19 protein-coding genes are annotated in these 18,725 nt (G+C 28.8%); 3 read left to right on the top strand and 16 right to left on the bottom strand.

Going from position 1 to position 18,725, the window contains the following annotated elements; all coding sequences use genetic code 11:
• Positions 1–29 precede the first annotated feature (29 nt).
• The 9 genes from B3086_RS08430 to B3086_RS08470 all read right to left on the bottom strand — a co-directional run bounded on the left by B3086_RS08430 (position 30) and on the right by B3086_RS08470 (position 9,929).
• Positions 30–950 (bottom strand): alpha/beta hydrolase, encoded by a 921-nt coding sequence (locus B3086_RS08430; RefSeq protein ID WP_346848008.1) that lies wholly within the window; start codon positions 948–950, stop codon positions 30–32.
• Positions 951–960: 10 nt separating this feature from the next.
• Positions 961–1,632, bottom strand: a complete 672-nt coding sequence (locus B3086_RS08435; RefSeq protein WP_035129438.1) for a DUF6320 domain-containing protein — start codon at positions 1,630–1,632, stop codon at positions 961–963.
• Positions 1,619–2,905: a hypothetical protein gene (locus tag B3086_RS08440; RefSeq protein WP_346893189.1), complete on the bottom strand. Its 1,287-nt coding sequence runs from the start codon at positions 2,903–2,905 to the stop codon at positions 1,619–1,621. The genes B3086_RS08435 and B3086_RS08440 overlap by 14 nt, the downstream gene beginning before the upstream one ends.
• A 238-nt stretch (positions 2,906–3,143) precedes the next feature.
• Complete coding sequence (locus tag B3086_RS08445) at positions 3,144–3,623, bottom strand: DUF6241 domain-containing protein (protein ID WP_346893191.1); 480 nt, start codon at positions 3,621–3,623, stop codon at positions 3,144–3,146.
• A 122-nt stretch (positions 3,624–3,745) separates the two neighbouring features.
• A complete protein-coding gene (locus B3086_RS08450; protein WP_346848005.1) occupies positions 3,746–4,402 on the bottom strand; it encodes an SIMPL domain-containing protein in 657 nt (218 codons plus the stop codon).
• A gap of 139 nt (positions 4,403–4,541) precedes the next feature.
• Positions 4,542–6,206, bottom strand: a complete 1,665-nt coding sequence (locus tag B3086_RS08455) for a ribonuclease J (RefSeq protein WP_346893193.1) — start codon at positions 6,204–6,206, stop codon at positions 4,542–4,544.
• Positions 6,207–6,680: 474 nt separating this feature from the next.
• The gene (locus B3086_RS08460) at positions 6,681–7,490 is read right to left on the bottom strand and encodes a CAP domain-containing protein (protein ID WP_346893195.1); all 810 of its coding nucleotides are present in this window, start codon (positions 7,488–7,490) and stop codon (positions 6,681–6,683) included.
• A gap of 381 nt (positions 7,491–7,871) precedes the next feature.
• The gene (locus B3086_RS08465; RefSeq protein WP_346848002.1) at positions 7,872–8,537 is read right to left on the bottom strand and encodes a CpXC domain-containing protein; all 666 of its coding nucleotides are present in this window, start codon (positions 8,535–8,537) and stop codon (positions 7,872–7,874) included.
• Positions 8,538–8,747: 210 nt separating this feature from the next.
• Positions 8,748–9,929, bottom strand: a complete 1,182-nt coding sequence (locus B3086_RS08470) for a hypothetical protein (protein WP_346848001.1) — start codon at positions 9,927–9,929, stop codon at positions 8,748–8,750.
• A gap of 249 nt (positions 9,930–10,178) precedes the next feature.
• Here B3086_RS08470 and B3086_RS08475 point away from each other — a divergent pair, with 249 nt between their 5' ends.
• Positions 10,179–10,580, top strand: a complete 402-nt coding sequence (locus tag B3086_RS08475) for a hypothetical protein (protein WP_346848000.1) — start codon at positions 10,179–10,181, stop codon at positions 10,578–10,580.
• Between the two features lie 114 nt (positions 10,581–10,694).
• On the opposite strand, the gene B3086_RS08480 is transcribed toward B3086_RS08475, so the two are convergent.
• Positions 10,695–11,411, bottom strand: coding sequence for an EcsC family protein (locus B3086_RS08480; RefSeq protein ID WP_346847999.1), 717 nt, complete (start codon positions 11,409–11,411; stop codon positions 10,695–10,697).
• An 88-nt stretch (positions 11,412–11,499) separates the two neighbouring features.
• Entirely contained in the window at positions 11,500–11,883 is a 384-nt protein-coding gene (locus B3086_RS08485) for a hypothetical protein (RefSeq protein ID WP_346847998.1), read from the bottom strand.
• 161 nt (positions 11,884–12,044) lie between these two features.
• On the opposite strand from B3086_RS08485, the gene B3086_RS08490 reads away from it, so the two are divergent.
• Together B3086_RS08490 and B3086_RS08495 are read left to right on the top strand one after the other, a co-directional pair.
• Positions 12,045–13,442 carry a putative DNA modification/repair radical SAM protein gene (locus B3086_RS08490; RefSeq protein ID WP_346893197.1) on the top strand — a complete coding sequence of 466 codons (1,398 nt, stop codon included), beginning with the start codon at positions 12,045–12,047 and terminating at the stop codon, positions 13,440–13,442.
• A gap of 30 nt (positions 13,443–13,472) precedes the next feature.
• Positions 13,473–14,213: a TIGR03915 family putative DNA repair protein gene (locus B3086_RS08495; protein ID WP_346847996.1), complete on the top strand. Its 741-nt coding sequence runs from the start codon at positions 13,473–13,475 to the stop codon at positions 14,211–14,213.
• Between the two features lie 66 nt (positions 14,214–14,279).
• Here B3086_RS08495 and B3086_RS08500 read toward each other — a convergent pair whose 3' ends face one another.
• The 5 genes from B3086_RS08500 to B3086_RS08520 all read right to left on the bottom strand — a co-directional run bounded on the left by B3086_RS08500 (position 14,280) and on the right by B3086_RS08520 (position 18,724).
• Positions 14,280–14,492, bottom strand: coding sequence for a hypothetical protein (locus tag B3086_RS08500; RefSeq protein WP_150843745.1), 213 nt, complete (start codon positions 14,490–14,492; stop codon positions 14,280–14,282).
• 176 nt (positions 14,493–14,668) lie between these two features.
• Entirely contained in the window at positions 14,669–15,400 is a 732-nt protein-coding gene (locus B3086_RS08505; RefSeq protein WP_346848215.1) for a DUF2087 domain-containing protein, read from the bottom strand.
• Positions 15,401–15,512: 112 nt separating this feature from the next.
• Positions 15,513–15,776 carry a DUF2087 domain-containing protein gene (locus B3086_RS08510; RefSeq protein WP_242844065.1) on the bottom strand — a complete coding sequence of 88 codons (264 nt, stop codon included), beginning with the start codon at positions 15,774–15,776 and terminating at the stop codon, positions 15,513–15,515.
• Between the two features lie 250 nt (positions 15,777–16,026).
• On the bottom strand, positions 16,027–16,560 hold the full coding sequence (locus B3086_RS08515) for a putative ABC transporter permease (RefSeq protein WP_346847995.1): 534 nt from the start codon (positions 16,558–16,560) through the stop codon (positions 16,027–16,029).
• A gap of 199 nt (positions 16,561–16,759) precedes the next feature.
• The gene (locus B3086_RS08520; RefSeq protein ID WP_346847994.1) at positions 16,760–18,724 is read right to left on the bottom strand and encodes a hypothetical protein; all 1,965 of its coding nucleotides are present in this window, start codon (positions 18,722–18,724) and stop codon (positions 16,760–16,762) included.
• Position 18,725 lies beyond the last annotated feature (1 nt).

Consider the following 18,725-nt stretch of genomic DNA (forward strand, 5'->3'; position numbering starts at 1 on the left):
CTTCCCCAAAATAGTTAAATCTATTATCACTATTTAGTTTTCCAAATTTTATTTATAAAAGTTCCAACTTCCTTCCATGCCGCTTTACTTTCCGGAATTAAATCTCCTGCCATTTGAAACACATGAAACATACCTTCATAAACAGACAATTTAACTTTAACCTTTTCATTTCTTGCCTTCTCTGCCACGGTAAGAGTATCACTTAAAAGTACTTCATGGGTTCCCACTTGCATAAGCATTGGTGGAAATCCTGTAAAATCTCCATATACCGGTGATATATATGGGTTATGAGGATTATTATCTCCTACATATGCTGAATCATATAGCATATTGTTTGTAGTCTTACCAAAAAGAGGATCAATCTCATAATTTTCTATATAACTTGTACCACTATGAGTCAAATCATTCCAAGGTGACATAACTACAATTCCTGCCGGAAGAGAAATTTCATTATCCCTTAGGTAAAGACACAGTGCTAATGCTAATCCTCCTCCAGCAGAATCTCCTACTACCATGATTTTCTTTGATTCATAATTTTTTTCTTCTATAAGCCACTGATAAGCAGCTATTGCATCTTCTAATGCTGCCGGAAATGGATTCTCTGGAGCTACTCTATAATCAATAGTTAAAACCTCTGTACTTTTACCTAGTTCTGAATAATTTACTGCAAATCTTCTATACACATTTTTCATGGGACCAATGTAGCCTCCACCATGAAGTTGCAGAATTACTTTTCCGTTAGATTTTTCTTCTGGCTTTAAGTATTCCATAACAAAATTATCTAACTCTATTTTTTCATATAAATATCCATTAGGACACTTCCAAGGTGGTTCTACAGGATGCTTTCTAAATTTCCCTGTTTGAATTGGTTCCCCCAAGGAAGTATCTGTAATATTATTAATTAATTCTCTAACTAAATTTCCACGAATACTAATCTTTTTCTCTTTCATCTTCTCTCTCCTAGGTATTAAATCTGCGAATTAATTCATTTTTTACGCTTCTATCCCCAAAAACTATGGTACCAATTAAAATAAGAATTGAAATTCCACTAGTTAAAATAGCTAAAAACGGTCTATCTATTAATTTTACCCAAAATAGTATCAAAGGAATAAAGCTAAAAATAGTAATAGCAATTTGATACATAAAATAACTTTGCCAATTCATGGGATTAACTATCATAAGAAGCACAATTGCTAAATTAGCAAATAGTATCATTGCAGGGACTGCATAGTTCACAGACCATCCAATGTATCCTGTAACATTATCAATGACTACAACTAGTATTCCAGCTCCTATGGTTTGAACTAATATTTTAGAAGCCAAATTAGCATTATTCATAATGGAATAGGTAACTGTAACTCCAAAATATATAATTCCAACCACCGCAATTAAAGACCATATAACTCCTGAGTAGGTAATATAATTAATAAAACCTAAAACTACAGAAACTACAGTTAATATAAACAAAAAAATTCTTTTTATTTTGTTATATTTACCTATATCAAACTCAACATTAGGATACATTCTTGTGGATTCTTCATTCATTTCATCATACTCTAATACTCTCCTGCATAGAGGGCAAGTATGTGTTTCATCCAATATGTTTACTTGACATCTTCTACACCTTTTCATTTAATACACCATTACTTTCTATTGTTACACCAATTCCTTCTTTAGTTAAAGCTCTAAAGAAAGCTCTTTGCAAATATGTATCTCCTAACACTGAAGAAAAAGTCACTACCACTTTATCTTTATAAGAGCATACTCCACACTTCATTTTTTGTTTTTTAGATACACCTATAATAAAATGAAAGTTCTCTATGTACTCCTCAAATTCTGGGAGAACCTTTATATATCCTAAGTTAGATAGAGTCATAGTATTTCCCCTACTTATTCTTCCGTAAACTAACTGTAATGCAATATACTTAAGGACTAGTGGAGCAAATCTAACTAAAGGTTTTTTCTCGTTGGATACATTATAAGAAATAGTTTCTTCTAGCTTCTCTTTAGTTATATTTTCATCCATCTGTTTATTTACCATAAAAAGAATATCCTCAAAACTATGCTCTTTTCCATCAGATAAAAATTCTATAGCTGTTACAGCAAAGAAGTTCATAGTAGTTGTAGAATCAAAGAAAGATCTAAGATTAATAGGTAAATTAATTGATATAGGGTCTTCATATTTTTGCTTATTTAAGTATTCCTCATAAATACACCATATCAATAACGCCAATAAGTATCTAGTTATACTTACTCCTTTTTCTTTACATTTTGATTTAAGTCCTGCTAGGTCAACATAACCATGAATAACACTTATTGTATCTAGATATAGTACTTCGCCCTTTAACTGATAAGCCTTTTTAGTACTATATGGTTTCTCAGCTAACCTCTTATAATTTTTTAAATAACTATCCTCAGTATCAAGTATGCATTCACTACTGGGTCTCCTTGTAACTTTTTTAGAGGAATCCTTGATTTTAAGTAGTTCTACATAGTGATAAGTAAGTTCCTTTAAAAAGTTAATAGCACCCATTCCATCTGTAATGGCATGAAAAACCTCTAAGTTAATTCTTTTTTCATAGTAAGATACACGAAATAAAAATTGCTGATTACTACGTGGGTCTATATACTTACATGGGTAGGTAGCTTCTTTTTCTACTATGGGCATTTTTTTATTAGTTTCAAAGTAATACCAAAAAAAACCTCTTCTAAGCCTTACGTTAAATCCATCAAACCATGGAAGTACCTCTTCTAATGCTTGCTGTAAAATTTCTGGTACTACATCTCCCTTCAAAGTGACAGACACTCTAAATACATTACTTAAGTTTTCATTAGCAATGACAGGAAATATTTTTGCTGTATTATCTAATCGTCTCCACTTTGTTTGATGACTTTTTTTATTCATTTATCTTCACTCTTTCTTAACTATTGTTAATATAATAATTCCTAATTACTAATTATTATATCAAATTTAATCTATACTTTCATTAGCTTGCATCTAGCTAATAACTTTTATAAACATTTTATATGAAATTAACATAAAATTTAATCTAAATATATAATTAAAATTCTAATCTGCCTTTGTATTCTAGCCATATTAGTGAAAAAATATTAAAAGGTATAGAATAAAAATTCTATACCTTTTAATCAGCTTTTATACCTACAGCTCGTCCTATAGTTCCACCTAACTTTTCCCATACATAATTATGATCCTTATCTGCCTGAGAGAAATCTCCTTTTTCCCATCTATTTAAAATATCTAACAGTTTTTCTCTATCCTCATAATCTATCTTTTCTACAATACTTTTTAAATTTTGAATTTCTTCTTTTTCCATGGATAATTCTCCCCAAATTTTATTATTCTCTGCAATTATCTTAGTATTAGCCATTCTATGCATTATATCATAAACATCTGCTTCTGGATAATAATCTGCTGGCTTCAATTCCTTAGAATCTTCTTTTGATATCTCTTCATTAATTGATTTTATTTCCTGTTGATTTTCTTTAGCTGTTAACTTTCCTGACTTTCTATCCATTAGATAATTTACCCCAAATACAGCTATTATTACAAGAATTACTATAATAAAAATGATAACTGACTTTTTTCTAAAAAAACCCTTCATACACTTACCCCCTTTTATCTTATATGTAAATAATTGTATCAATAACTCCATATACTTTTCAATGATTTTATAAAAAAAGCCTTATTTCTAAGGCTTAACTACTCTTATAATACCATAATAAATTAACTTTCCATCCTCCAAACTACAGTCACTGTATCTTCTACATCTATATCATCAGGCTGCAAATCAATGTTTGGAGCTCCTCCTGTAGAAATTAGATTCTTATTCATACTATAAATATCCCTATATAATTGAATATCACTCCCACTATAATCTATACTTAGTACCTTTCCTAATCTTACCCCTGCAGCCTCTGCCATTACTTTAGCCTTTGATCTTGCATCCTCTACAGCCCTTTCCAAAAGTAAATTCTTAACTTCTGTATCATCTTTAACCCTATACCTTATAGAAAACTCAGGTGTTGCTTTGCAACCTGCAAGAGCATTAAGGACTCTAGTTAACATCATGGCATTTTGCTCAAATTCAATTCTTAAGTTATTGGTAACTTCATATCCTACAAAAACTCTCCTATAATTTCCATTTGCATCAGAAATATTTTCATACTTAGTGTCCACTCTAAAATTAGTAGTCTTTATATCTTTTTTATCAAAACCTGCACTCCTTAAGCATAACCTCAATTCATCCAAGTCTCTACTAGCAGCATTCATAGCTTCTTCATAGGTAGGTTTTAACGTAGTTAATATCATATTAATTTCTATTGTATCTGGTGGTATTGATGCTTTACCCTTTCCTTTCACACTTATAACTCTTTCTTCCATAATACCCCTCCTAATTTAATAAATTTGTATAGTATAAATTTATTAAATTAGGATTTAAATATTACTAATAGCTATTATAAAATAAATAACATGCCACAGAGAACTATTATCTGTAGCACGTTATTTAAACATTAGTATATTATACTTCCATAATTATTGGGAATATAGTTGGTCGTCTTTTAGTTTCATCATATAAGAATCTCTCTATGGATCTTTTTACATTAGTCTTTAATACATACCATTCTATCTGATTATTTGCTAAAGAATTTTCAATTTCTTCTCTTGCTATATCTCTAATTTTATTGATCATATCTTCTGCTTCCTTGGCATAAACAAAACCTCTAGTTATAATATCTGGTCCTGCTAATATACTATAACTTTCCTTCTCTATAGTTACAACTACGACAACCATACCATCTTGACCTAAATACCTTCTGTCTCTTAGTACTATGTTGCCTACATCACCTACTCCTATACCATCTACAAGTACCCTTCCAGTATGAACCCTACCAGATATTCTTGCTTCATCCTCAGAAAGCTGAAGTATATCTCCAGTATTCATTATAAATATATTCTTATCTTCCATACCTAAACTTTTAGCCAGATCTTTGTGATGTTTTAAATGCCTATATTCTCCATGAACAGGCATAAAATACTTTGGATGAACTAATGAATGTATTAATTTTAACTCTTCTTGACAAGCATGCCCAGATACATGGATATCTTCTAAAGCTTCATAGATAACATCTGCGCCTTTTTTATAGAGTTCATTGATAACTTTAGATATAAGCTTATCATTCCCAGGTATAGGAGATGCTGAGATAATAAAAAGATCATCAGGCTCTAATTGAATCTTTCTATGATTTGAAAATGCTATTCTCGCAAGGCCTGCCATAGGCTCTCCTTGGCTACCTGTAGTTATTATAGTTACTTCTTCATTTCTGTAATTTCTTATGTCATCTACATTTATCATAGATCCTTCTGGAATATGTAAATAACCTAACTCCATAGCTACAGTAGATATATTTTCCATACTTCTACCACTAAAGGCAATTTTTCTTTTGTACTTAACTGAAGCATCAGCTATTTGTTGCATTCTATGTATATTGGAGGCAAAGGTTGCAACTATCACTCTTCCAGTAGCTGTAGAAAAAATTCTATTTAAGGTCTGTCCTATAGACTTTTCTGATAAACTATGACCTTGTCTTTCTACATTAGTACTATCTGCCATTAAAAGCAATACCCCTTCTTTTCCCAATTCAGATATTCTTTCTAAATCCATAACTAAACCATCTATAGGTGTATAATCAATTTTAAAATCTCCAGTATGGACTATGTTCCCAATAGGAGTGTGTATAGCTAAGGAACAAGAATCAGCTATGCTATGGGTATTTCTTATGAATTCAACTTTAATATCTTCAAATTCTATAGTTTCTCCAGCTTCCACAGTTTTAAGGGTATATTCATTTTCTAAAAAATGTTCCTTTAGTTTATTACCTAATATACCTAATGTTAATCTAGTTCCGTACACCGGAATATTTAGTTGTTTTAAAATATAAGGTAATGAACCAATGTGATCTTCATGTCCATGAGTAAGAACAAAAGCTTTTACTCTTTCTTTATTATCCATTAAATAAGTTATATCAGGTATGATTAAGTCAACCCCATACATTTCTTCATCTGGAAATGCTATTCCACAATCTATAACTACAATGTCTTTATCATATTCAATAGCAGTAATATTTTTACCTATTTCACCTAATCCCCCCAGAGGTATTACTTTAACACATTTTTTCTCTTCCATAAAATCCCTTCCTTTAACATTAATTAATATATATTTATTATGTGTTATAGTATGAATTTAAATACTTTTATTAATTTAATTATTTTTTATAGTAAATAAAGAGACTATCTCAACTTTGAGATAGCCCTTATACTTTTTATAGATTTAAAATACTATGTTTATTTTTTCTTCTTTAACTCATTCTTATTCTTAACTTTCTTGTCACCCTTCTTATCCTTGCCAGCATTCTTAGCTGTCTTTTTATCCTCCTTACCCCTACCTCTAGACATATCTTCCTCCTAAATTAATAATTTATATAGTAAAATATATTAATCTTCATAGAGAAATATACTGAATTTACTACTACAAGAAATAAAAACTAGTAAAATTAAAGTTAATAAAAATATCCCTCATTGCAGCTTTACTATCTGCAATAAGGGACATTTTTTAATTTTATGGGAAAATGTATATTTGATTTTTAAAATTTATCTGTTATTATTTATAGAACTCTTGAGTTGCATAAACTCTATTACCAGCTTTATATACACCTACACCTATACTTTCAAAATTAGTTGATAGTATATTTTTTCTATGACCTTCTGAATTCATCCAGTTAGTCATAAATTGATTAGCTAATGCAGTTGGGTCAGATACGCCCCCTATATATGCTATATTTTCTCCCCAAGCTCTATATGAAACTCCATCAGCCTTCATTTTAGTTGTTATAAGATTTCCACTTAAGTCTTGGTGACTAAAATAATTTTTATCTCCCATATCTTGAGATTTAATTCTAGCATATTTTTCCATAGTCTTGTTATAAGTTAAAGGCGCTACTCCAGCTTTAGATCTCTCTTCGTTTACTTTATTAAATATAGCTTGTTCAACTTGAGCCATAAACTTCTCATTAACAACTGGTGTTTCAGGCACAACTGGTGCTTCAGTAACAGGAGTTTTAGTTGCCGTATCCTGTCCTGTTGTTGGTTGTGTCGTTGGCTTGGTAGTTGGTTCTGTTGTTGGTTGTTCCACTACTGGTTCCTTTACTTGGTCTTTTGACGGTGTACTTGGTACTGTAGTACAATTATTTTGATTTATTATAATCTTTTTCATAGCTTCAAAGTCAGTTGTAAAGTTTCCACTCATAAATTTAGTATAATCTACATTGCCATATTGATTGTTACTTATAGTTCTATAACTCACAGTTTTCACTTGACTTCTAGTCTTTACAGCAGCTTCAGCTTGTACTCCACCTACGAATGTACTTCCTACTAATAATAATGTTAATATTGATAATGTTCTCGATTTCATTTCCATTCCTCCTATATTTGGACTTAATAACTTGTCCACTTTTCTAGTAGTTAATGTACTTTTACGTCTAACCACCTTGTCCTATATTTATAACATATAAATTTTAGTTTTATAATGGTTGATAATTTCTAATGAATGATACATTATCCTCCAAAGGTAACCATTATCCATAATGGATTTATTAACCAAACCCAAAATAAGAATATTACTGGATTTCAGGATTTTTGTAAAAATATCCATAGATAAAATTACTAAAAATAATTTTATAAGATTTATGAATATCTGAATGTTTTTCATTATAATTTTCCACATTTTTTAAATATCTTTGAAGAATTAATAATAAAAAGGCGGTATTTATACCGCCTTAATTATACTAAATCATTAATTATTATATTCATTAATCCCAATTGCCCACTGTTCATCAATAACTTGAAAACCCTTGTATACCTTTTTCTCTATATTATTTAAGTATTTATCTCTTATAAAATTATATATTTTCATATCTATATTGTACAATGGTGTTTCCCCTTTTTCATCTATAAGTATAAAAATCATACTATCTTTAATAATATCATAATCAAAATATATCTTTTTAGTACAAAAATCCAAATTAGTGTCTACTAAATTAGTAATATAATATAATTTATATATTTCCATAACTCTATCATCTAAATTACAGTCTAAAATTTTAATTTTTTCTATTAAATCATAGTTACTAGTTACAATTCTAAGTTTATAATCATTACCAAATTGAGGCAAGATTTCATCTGATAATGCTTCTAGCTCTTTAGCTAATTCATCGTTATTTCTACTATAATTTGTTATTAAATATATCATCTCTCTTTTATTCATATCATGATACAAACAATCATATTCAAAGGTTGATACATGTCCACATATAGGACATTTAAATTTAAAAAAGTCATTATCTAATACTTTCTCTTTTATTCTTTCATCTATAGTTACATTAATACTATTCCATAACTTAATGTTGCTTTTTATCAAACAATTTGGACAGGTTACTTCCACATTCCTCTTTAAAGCCATAAGTATCCCCCTCTTTTTATTAATAGCCTTAGAAAAAGTTTTATATCTATATTGTATATTTTATCACATTACGTTGTAAATGTAACTGCATTATTTTCTAAATATTAAAACTTTTATCTCCAATTTTATTCTTTTTCTATAAATACAACAGAAAAAGCTACATCTTATATAGACATAGCTTTCAACTCCACTTGAACTGGTAGTCATGGATTAAATATTCTTCATCTCCTTAATCCAATTTACTAACATTAACTCCATTTCTGCATCCCCTTTAACTGGATACTTCTCAGATAGCTTTATGGCCTCTTCATAATAACCTAATGCTTTTTCATTATTATTATTATAGAAAGCTTCATAAGCCATCATTATTCTCTTTTTTCCTATCATAAATTTAGAAGCTTTTATATATTTTTTAAGATTTTTATCATATATGCTATCAATAAACTCCTTATTACAATCACCTATGAGTTCTAAAAAAATTTTTTCGCAATTTATTTCATTCTTATACAATGGGATTATCTTATTAAGCCATGGTGTAAAATCTTCAATACACCTTCTTGCCCTTGCAAAGTCCATATTATCCAAATACCAGTTGTACTCCATAAGTTTAAGTGAAGAATTAAGTGGATTCACTAAGTTACTTCCTTCATTTAACTTAAATTCTTCCAATTCCATATCTTTAATTCGCATTCCTTGTGATTGTAATCCATTAACCCTAAGCTGTAAATAAAACCCTCTTCTTGCATCTTCATCTTTCAACATGGATATAACATTATATCCATCATTAGAAATTCCTCCAACCTTTAAAGGAATTATGTTAGTAAGGGCTGCAAATATACCTGCTCCACTAATCAATATTAGTATTGTTGAAATCCAAACAGGAATTCCTTCTATTAAAACAACTAGTAGTATCCCCACTCCTGCTACTATTAAATTCATTATTCCTCCGCCATAGTTATACATTATGAAGGGATATCTTCCATCCTTTATTTCTGGAGGCATCATAAGACACTGACCTGCTGTGCCTGGTATACCAAACTTTTTATAGCTTATTTTATCTTTGTCTTTAATTATAGTTAAAGATCCTATCCTAAAGGATACAAAAGAATATCCTGTCATAAATCCAAATAAAAGATGTCCTGCTTCATGAATAATAATATGAATTATATACCCTAAGAAAAATATTAGTATAAGTCCATAGTATTTAAGTAATTCAAAAAGAAAATTATCACTTTTGATATAGGTATTCATAAAACCTTTAAAGTAACTTGCAGATAAAAACCCTATACCAGCTCCAATAGCTCCGCAAACTACTAAAAACATAAGCCCAGATAAAAAGTTGCCTTTCTTTTTATTTCCCTTTTTAGTTATTTCTTTTTTTTCATTAATCATTAAAAACCTCCGTTTTATTAACATTTAATATGAAAACAAGTTTGTATTTATATTAAATTATATATTATCTTGTCTACATATACTATGATTTATATAGATAATATATAGTACATATGTTTCTTTTAAAGTATATTATGTACTTTTAGTAAATAGCTCTCTTAAAATTTAAAAATATAATTTATAGATAATTTAGGCATAATTCTTTATTATTTTTATATAATATATTAGATGTGTATGTGGAGGTTATTTATGGCTAAAAAAACTAAACTCCTACTACTCCTATGTATATTAATTACTATTGTGCTACTCAACAAATGTTCAACCACTGATGGCAACTACAAAACTAGTAAAGCTAAGGAACACTCTTCAGATAGTTCTATAGAAATGACCTACAAAAGCTTTAAGGGTTATAAATATAAAATTCTTAAGTTAGACATGGATGACCAGTTAACTCTTAATATAAAGGTTGAAAATGAAAGTGGAAACTTGGCTATATTGCTAATTGATGAGGATGATCACACATTATATAAAACTGAAAACATAGATAATTCTTTAATTCAAACTATAGTCATACCTCATGATGGGAAATATAAAATACAAGTTGAAGGAGATCATAGCGGGAGTTTTAAAATAAGTTGGGATGTAGATTAAACTTCACATTCCGACTTTTTTTTCTTTAACTTAAACTATGCTACAACAATATAATATTTAAGAGGTGTTCTCTTAAGATATTTTATTGAAATTAGAATTGTAAATTTTGCTGCTCTAATGAAAATACCTTAATCTATATCCATTCATAGCAGTATCACCTAGCTTTTCTACTAACTTATAATTAGCTACAGCTCCTACTGCTCCTCCTATAACTGGTACAAGCTGAAAAAACTTAGCTAAATCTATATAATCCCTATACTCCTGTTGAAAGATCCTCCAATCAAAGTTTTCTTTATCCAAAGGCAACTTATCTGAATAGGATTTCCAATTATTTAATATGTGAAATACTTCTATTCTTCTTTTATCACTACAGAAAGCAATTTGAAATATGTAAAGAAGATGTAATCTTTCTCTATAATCTTTTGTGTCATAACCGTATATACTAGCAATCTCATATAACAGCTTAATTTTTATACTTAGCAAAATAGGAAAATCAGCTAGCCCTATAAAAAAACCACCAAATCCTGTGCTAGCTCCACTTACTGTTGCTACCTTTCTATATAATTGAATCTTTTCCTTTACTAACATTTCTCTTTCTATTATTGACATATATGTTATAGGTTCCAATGTAGTATATTCAGACCCTAAAATAACTACTTTAACCATATTTTTTATAACTTCTGTAACCATAACATGAAATTTTTCTGGAATAAATCCGTTCATTTTATCTTGTATATTTTTAGAAAGCTTATTTCCAATAGTAGGTTTCCTCATCATTTCTCTTTTCCACTCTATTAGCTCTCCATATATTATATCTTCGTACATATCCATCTCATCACCTTATTTCTTAAATATATACTTTATTTTATCACACTTCATATATTTTTAACCAATTGTAAAAGAGCAGATTACTCTGCTCTTATTTACGATTTCTTTGATTAGCACAACAATCTACTATGCTATCTACTAAGTTCTGAGACATACATAAAATTGTACACATTAACTGACGATTTGAGCACATCATGTAATTTAGCATTTGACTATTAATACATCTATAGTATTGAGAGTTTGTATATACATTTTGACAATAAAGAAGTATTAATATTAATATTAGTAGTCTATCTTCCTTTCTTTGACATCTAACTTCCTTCGCATCAACAACTCCACCTACTCCACCGTCAGTGGAATCACAATCACAATCACAATCGCACTCATAATTGCAATCATATTTACAATCATCGTTGCAATTGTCATTGCAATCACATTTATCCTTACAATTATAGTTATCTTTACAATTGTTCATTTAATAACTCCATAATTCTTGCTATATTTTATGTTATGTATGATGCTTCAAATAAGTCACACTATATTACAAAAAATAAATTTTATTTTGTTGACCTCGAACAAATGTTCTGTTATAATTCTTATATGGATTATCTATTTTATTGTAGAAGGTGAGTTTAAATGGAGATTAGTAAAAAGCTTAGGATATTAAGTGGGGCAGCAAAATATGATGTATCATGCTCCTCATCAGGTTCTAATCGTCGAGGAATCAAAGGTGCTTTAGGTTCTTCTGCTCCTAGTGGTATATGTCACTCCTTTACTCCAGATGGAAGATGTATATCTCTTTTAAAAATTTTATTAACTAATTACTGCATATACGATTGTGCCTATTGTATTAATAGGCGGACTAATGATGTAGAAAGAGCTGCCTTTACCGTAGATGAAGTGATAAACTTAACTATGAACTTTTATAGAAGAAACTATATTGAAGGATTATTTTTAAGCTCAGCAGTAATTAAAAATCCTAATTACACTATGGAACTATTAACATCAGTTGTAAAAAGGCTAAGAAATCATTTTAACTTTCGTGGATATATTCATCTTAAAGCTATTCCAGGAGCTGATGAAGATCTAATAAAAGAAGCTGGCCAATATGTAGATAGAATGAGTGTTAATATTGAACTTCCATCTAATAATTCCCTAAAACTTCTAGCCCCTGAAAAAAATAAACAGGATATATTTACCCCTATGAAATCCATAAAAAATAACATAATTATAAGTAATGGAGAGAGAACGCTGTCTAAAAAAGCTCCTTTATTTGTACCTGGTGGACAAAGCACTCAATTAATCGTAGGTGCAACTAAAGAAGATGATTTAGATATTTTAAATCTTACAGAAAATCTATATAACAACTTCTTACTAAAAAGGGTCTATTATTCAGCCTACATTCCAGTGAATAATGGTAAAAATTTACCCAATTTCAAAACCCCACCTACCCTTAGAGAGCATAGACTTTATCAAGGAGATTGGTTACTACGGGTATATGGTTTTAAAGCTGAAGAACTTCTTAATAAACAAAATCCAAATTTTGATATAAATTTTGATCCTAAAACTAATTGGGCTCTAAATAATCTTCATATCTTTCCTTTAGAAATTAATACAGCTTCCTATGAACTATTAATTCGAATACCTGGTATAGGTATTCGAGGCGCTAAAAAGATAATTAGTGCTCGAAGAATTGGTTTTCTCACCTTTCAGGATTTAAAAAAATTAGGAGTTGTTTTAAAACGAGCTCAATACTTTATAATATGTAAGGGTAAGTATTACGGTTCTGTGGATTTAGATGAAGAAAAAGTAAGATCTGTGCTAAAACCTAAAATTGACTTAAACTATATTGAAAATGAAAGGTATGAACAATTAAGCTTTCTTGGCTTTAACTATAATAACAGTTCTATACCAATTTTAGGTAATGAATATAATAAACTTATATTATCCTCATCCTCCCAAGATGATATAAACTCCTTAGATAAAACTTTACTTCTAGAGGATAGAGGTTCCTATATAACTGGAGAACTATAAATATAATAAAGTTATAGGTGGTGTTACAACATGAAAGAATTTTTATACGATGGTTCCTTTGAGGGACTTTTAACTACAATTTTCTATGCCTATAGTTATAAAGAGGAAGTGAAAATTACCAAGTCTTCCTCATATGTTCCTAGCTTAATTACAACAACAGAAGAAATAACTACTGAAGAAGACAAATTTAATAGAGTATATTCTAGTATAAAAGATAACCTTAGCTACTTAACACTTAAAAATATATACTATTTATATTTAAGTGCTCTCCCCTCTTCTGAGGATTTAATATTTAAATACATTAAACTTTGTTACAAATTTGGAGATAGCATTAATTTAGCTAAAAATAATGACATTATCTTAACTGTAGATAAATATTGCAGAAGAGTCTCTTTAGAAGCTCATAGATTTACTGGATTTGTTAGATTTAAAGAAATAGCTCCCTTTACCTTTTACTCAGTTATAGAGCCTGATCATAATATTCTTCCCCTTATTCAGACTCATTTTATAGAAAGATTTTCTGACCAAAATTTTATAATTCATGATATAAAGAGAGAGCTTGCTTTAATATATAATAAAAAAGACGGTATTATCTCATCTTTTTCTAAAGCTAATGGTGAATATCTAGAAACTTCCTCTCTTAATGATAATTTTGAAAGCCTTTGGAAAGAATTCTACAATGCTATAAATATAAAGGAACGAGAAAATCTTAAATTAACACGTAGAAGTATGCCCACCAGATATTGGAATCACCTACCTGAAGTAAAATAAGGTCATATACAAAGTTTATTCTTTGTATATGACCTTATTTCCATGCAATAGAAACTCTACCTTCCATTACTTTATTTTTTCTAGAAATTTGTACTCTCCTTGAGCATGTACTTGTTCAAGTAAATTATTATATAAGTCTTTTAATTCTTCAGGAGTAGTCATACCTATTTTATCTATTTCATTGGTATGCTCCTTAAAATATAACTTTGTGCTTATATATTTACCATGAATACTGTCTAATACATAAAGTATATTTTTATCATCTAATTCTATTTTCATATTGTCACCCAGTATAGATAAATTTATATAAATTTTCTATACCATTTCCTTTCTATAAATTACTAATTAAAATCTACTTCTATTTAAGTTTATACTGTAATCTAATAATAATGTATATTCTATATAAATACTATTTTTCCTTCAATTTAATTTAAAGTATTCACACTTATAGTATTTTATTCTTTCACCCAATATTTTTTACAATCATTAGATCTGCTTAAAAATCCATATTCAATTAATGCTCTTCTTACAGTGGCATAGTCTTCATATATCCTAGCCAATATTCTATTTATTTCTTTCTCTGGATAAGTTTTTCCTATAGTAAAATTTCTTGTTATTTGCTCTAAAACTATAATCTTTTTCTTTTCCTTAGATGGATATCTTTTCAAACTACCATCTTCATTAATATAATTTTGTATAACTTGAAGCTTTTCTTCAGTAGTTATATTAAATCTATCATCTAAAGTAGTAGCAGTCTTATGAGCATCACAAATAATTCCCTCTTCTAATTTATTTATCTTCTTATTAGTACTTTCATTTAATAATTCCATCATTGCTAAATATAGCTTTGCCTGCTTTTCTTTTTCCCTTAACTTATATCGATGATTTCTTATAGTAGAAGTGGCAACTCCTAATCTACTGGCTATTTCTTTATCTGATATACCTTCTGCAAAAAGCTTTAATACTTCCCTCTGTGCATCTGTAACCCCAGTAAAAATTCCATTCATATTTAATAGATATTCCAACATGGAATTATGAGCATTCTGAATATGAAGCTCTGCTGCTTTCCATGATTCATAAAATTCTTCATCTATTCTATATACTTTTCCATTTTGGAATGTTTTACCACAAATTAAACATTTAATAATATCTCCTTCTTGAATATATCCCTTTTTAAGCTCTTCCATGGTTGAATTCCAGAATATTTCATTAGATTTTACTTCTAAAACTCCACTGTTTTTAATATCTTTATTTTCTGTATCAACACTCTTTATATTACTTTTTTTTATATCTATTTTATTATTCATGGGTTTCCTCACTATTTCTCCAATATTCTGATCCATCCTTTTTTCTACATAAAAATTTATAATCTATTAAACTTCTACGCAGCAAAAAATAATCTTCAAAAGTATGCCATTTTTTAATAATATCATTAACTTCCTTCTCATTATATAAACAGTCATACTTAAACTTAGTAGCTAAATATTTCAGAATCTCAATTTTTACTTCTTTCTTCTTTGGCCATATTTTTATTCTACCTTCATCATCAATAAATCTATCCATCTTTTCCACTATAATACCTCCCTTAATCAAATATTATTCAATTATTCTATAATATAATAATATGATATATTCAAGTTTTTGTCTATGTATTTATAGATATATTATAATTTTGTTTGTACTTATACTTTTGTCTTATAGATTAAACAAACTATTATTAGGATTTATTGAAAAATAAACAGGCAGTTATACTAACTACCTGTTTATATAATACTTTATAAATATAGACCTTATTCTACTACTATGTCTTAATTTAATTTTGGATAATTTTTCCCTTTTCTCTAAACTCTCTAAAAGTAATAATCTCATCAATAAGTAAAATTATTAGTAAAATCGTAGAACAAATTGGCCATATTGGATAAATTATTTCATATGCTTGATTTATCACTACCTGTAAATACTTTACTCCAATAAAGCTTAATAAAGTCCAAGCTATAGAAAACTCTAAACATATAATTCCCTTAAAATTATACTTAAGATCAGTATAGTCCCAGTAATTTTTGTTAAAATGATTTCTCATTATTATTCCCGTTAAATATTCCACAGTAGTCGGAATTATAAAACATAATGGTATTAAATAATAAACATTAATTGTAAAAGTAGATTCTATTACTACTAAAATGCTCATAGCTATGGCATACATAGGTTTAAATGGTCCACTTAGAAAGCCATCCTTTTGAAAGTGACCTCTAATACAATAGCAAAACAAATTCTCAATTATCCACCCTACAAATCCATAGAAAAAGAAATTAAATGTAAAATATAATAAAAAACTTACAATATCCATAAATACTCCTCCTTCGGTAGTATTTTTACCTACATTTATGAAATTATTCTAAGTTTTTCTACATTATTATTAGAATTTTTCTTAATAATCTTTCATTTAAAATACATACTATTAGTTAACACTGATAATATATTTTAAATATAAATATAAGGGAGGTTCTTAAGAACCTCTCTTGTTTTTAATATTACTATACATAAATCTATTTTTTAAATATATCTAATAAACTTTTAAAGAAACCTTTTTCCTCTTTAACTTCTTCTTTTACTACTACCTTCTCTTTATCTCCCTTATTATCTGCCTCTGCTTTAACTTCCTCTGTTCTCATAACAAATTTAACTTTTCCATTCATAGAATTATTCATACCTGAAAAAGCACCATATTCCTTAGAAAGTTTTACAAGCTCGTCCTTAGCTTCAACTACCCCTTGTATATCCTTTATAGCAGTATTACCTTTTTCATTTAACTTATCTAAGCCTTCTTCTTTTAATTTAACAACACCCTTATAAAGTTCTGTGTTTCCTTCTTTTAATTGATTTATACCTTTTAATAATTTCCCTGAATTATCATATAGTTCATTACTTCCATTTAATAATGATGAACCTCCAGCTCTTAACTTATTAGTACCATTTACTAAAGAACCAATTCCTTGAGATAGTGCTGTACTTCCATTATACAACTCTGTTGAAGCTCCATTAAGTTTTGCTGAACTTTCCTTTAAAGTGTTAGTACCTTGTAATAAAAGTTGCCCTTTATTTTTAAACTCATTTGACCCCTTAGATAATCCATTTAATCCTTCTTCAAGGTCACCTGCACCAATAGAAGCACCTTTCATTCCTTGTTGTAGTTTTCCTATGCCATCCTTTTGTCCCTGAGATACAGCTTTAATTCCACCACTTGCCTTTGCAATATTATTTGCTAATTCAGGATTAACCTTTGCAACTGAAGCACTCATTGCATCTAATTGAGCTGCTATTGTATCTAAATTTGCTGTAGAATTATTTAGATTAGTTAAACCTTCATTACCTGCAGCTAATCCTTCTTTTAGCTTTGTTGAACCAGTTAAACATGAATTTATCCCTTTATCTATGGAATTATAGGCTGTAAATAATTTAGAAGCGTTGTCTTCATAAGTTTCTATTCCTTTAGAAAATTGTCCTTGAGCATCTTTTAATTGTGAAAGTCCATTTTGTAGCTTATCAGCTCCAGCTTTTAAAGTAGGAGTATTATTAGATAAGCTGTCTATTCCATTACTTAAATCAGCAACTCCATTTTTTAAAGTTCCTACTCCATCATTAAATTTAGCATAGTTGGAACTTAACTGCCCTTGACCATCTACTAGCTTTTTAGAACCTTCTAACAATTCATCCCCACCATTTTGAAGTTGAACAAGGGAATCTTTCAAACTATCTAAACTATCATCATCACTAATATTTTCTAAATCTAGTGCTTCTGTAGTTGCAACCATCATAATAGCTGGTACACTAAAGTTTGTAGTTGTTCCTTCTATTACTAAAGTATCTTTAATATCTAATATACTTCCTAAATTTAAAGACTCTTTTAATCCTGGTGCAGAAACAAAGGTAATTGAGGAATTATTTCCATCTTGAATAAGTTTACCATTATCCACCTTTACGTCCTTAAATTTATCATTAGATAACATAATTTCTGAAACTGTGACAAAAGGAACATACAAAGTTCTATTTTCTCCATTGATTTTAACTGTTCGTGATTCATTATTTTTTACTGTTAGAGTTATTTTAAAATTACCTGATTGTCCTAAAGCTTCCTTAGGCTCTACTTTTTTTCCATTAATCTCATAGTTTAGACTAACTGATAAAGGTAATTCTCTCTTACTTTCTCCTTCATAATAAAGATCTTTTCCATCTACCTTCCAAGTTAGTTCCTCTCCACTTATAGTTGGAGTTTCTTCACCCTTAACATTTTTTATATTATCTAAATTACACTTGTCCTTAAATTCTCCTAGATTTTCTTCACCATTTATCCAAGTGGATACTATCTTTTGTTCTGGTTTTCCATTACTATCTAAAATTACATATACTGTTTCATCCTTATTTATTTCTTGTGCCATTGCCACTGTAGAAGTCATCATAGCTGCTACTGTAGCTAACACTATAACTCTCTTAGATAATGCTTTTCTTTTCATT

Origin of the sequence: Clostridium sp. UBA871 (assembly GCF_002295255.1) — a bacterium.
GTDB classification, from domain to species: Bacteria; Bacillota; Clostridia; order Clostridiales; family Clostridiaceae; genus Clostridium_J; species Clostridium_J sulfidigenes.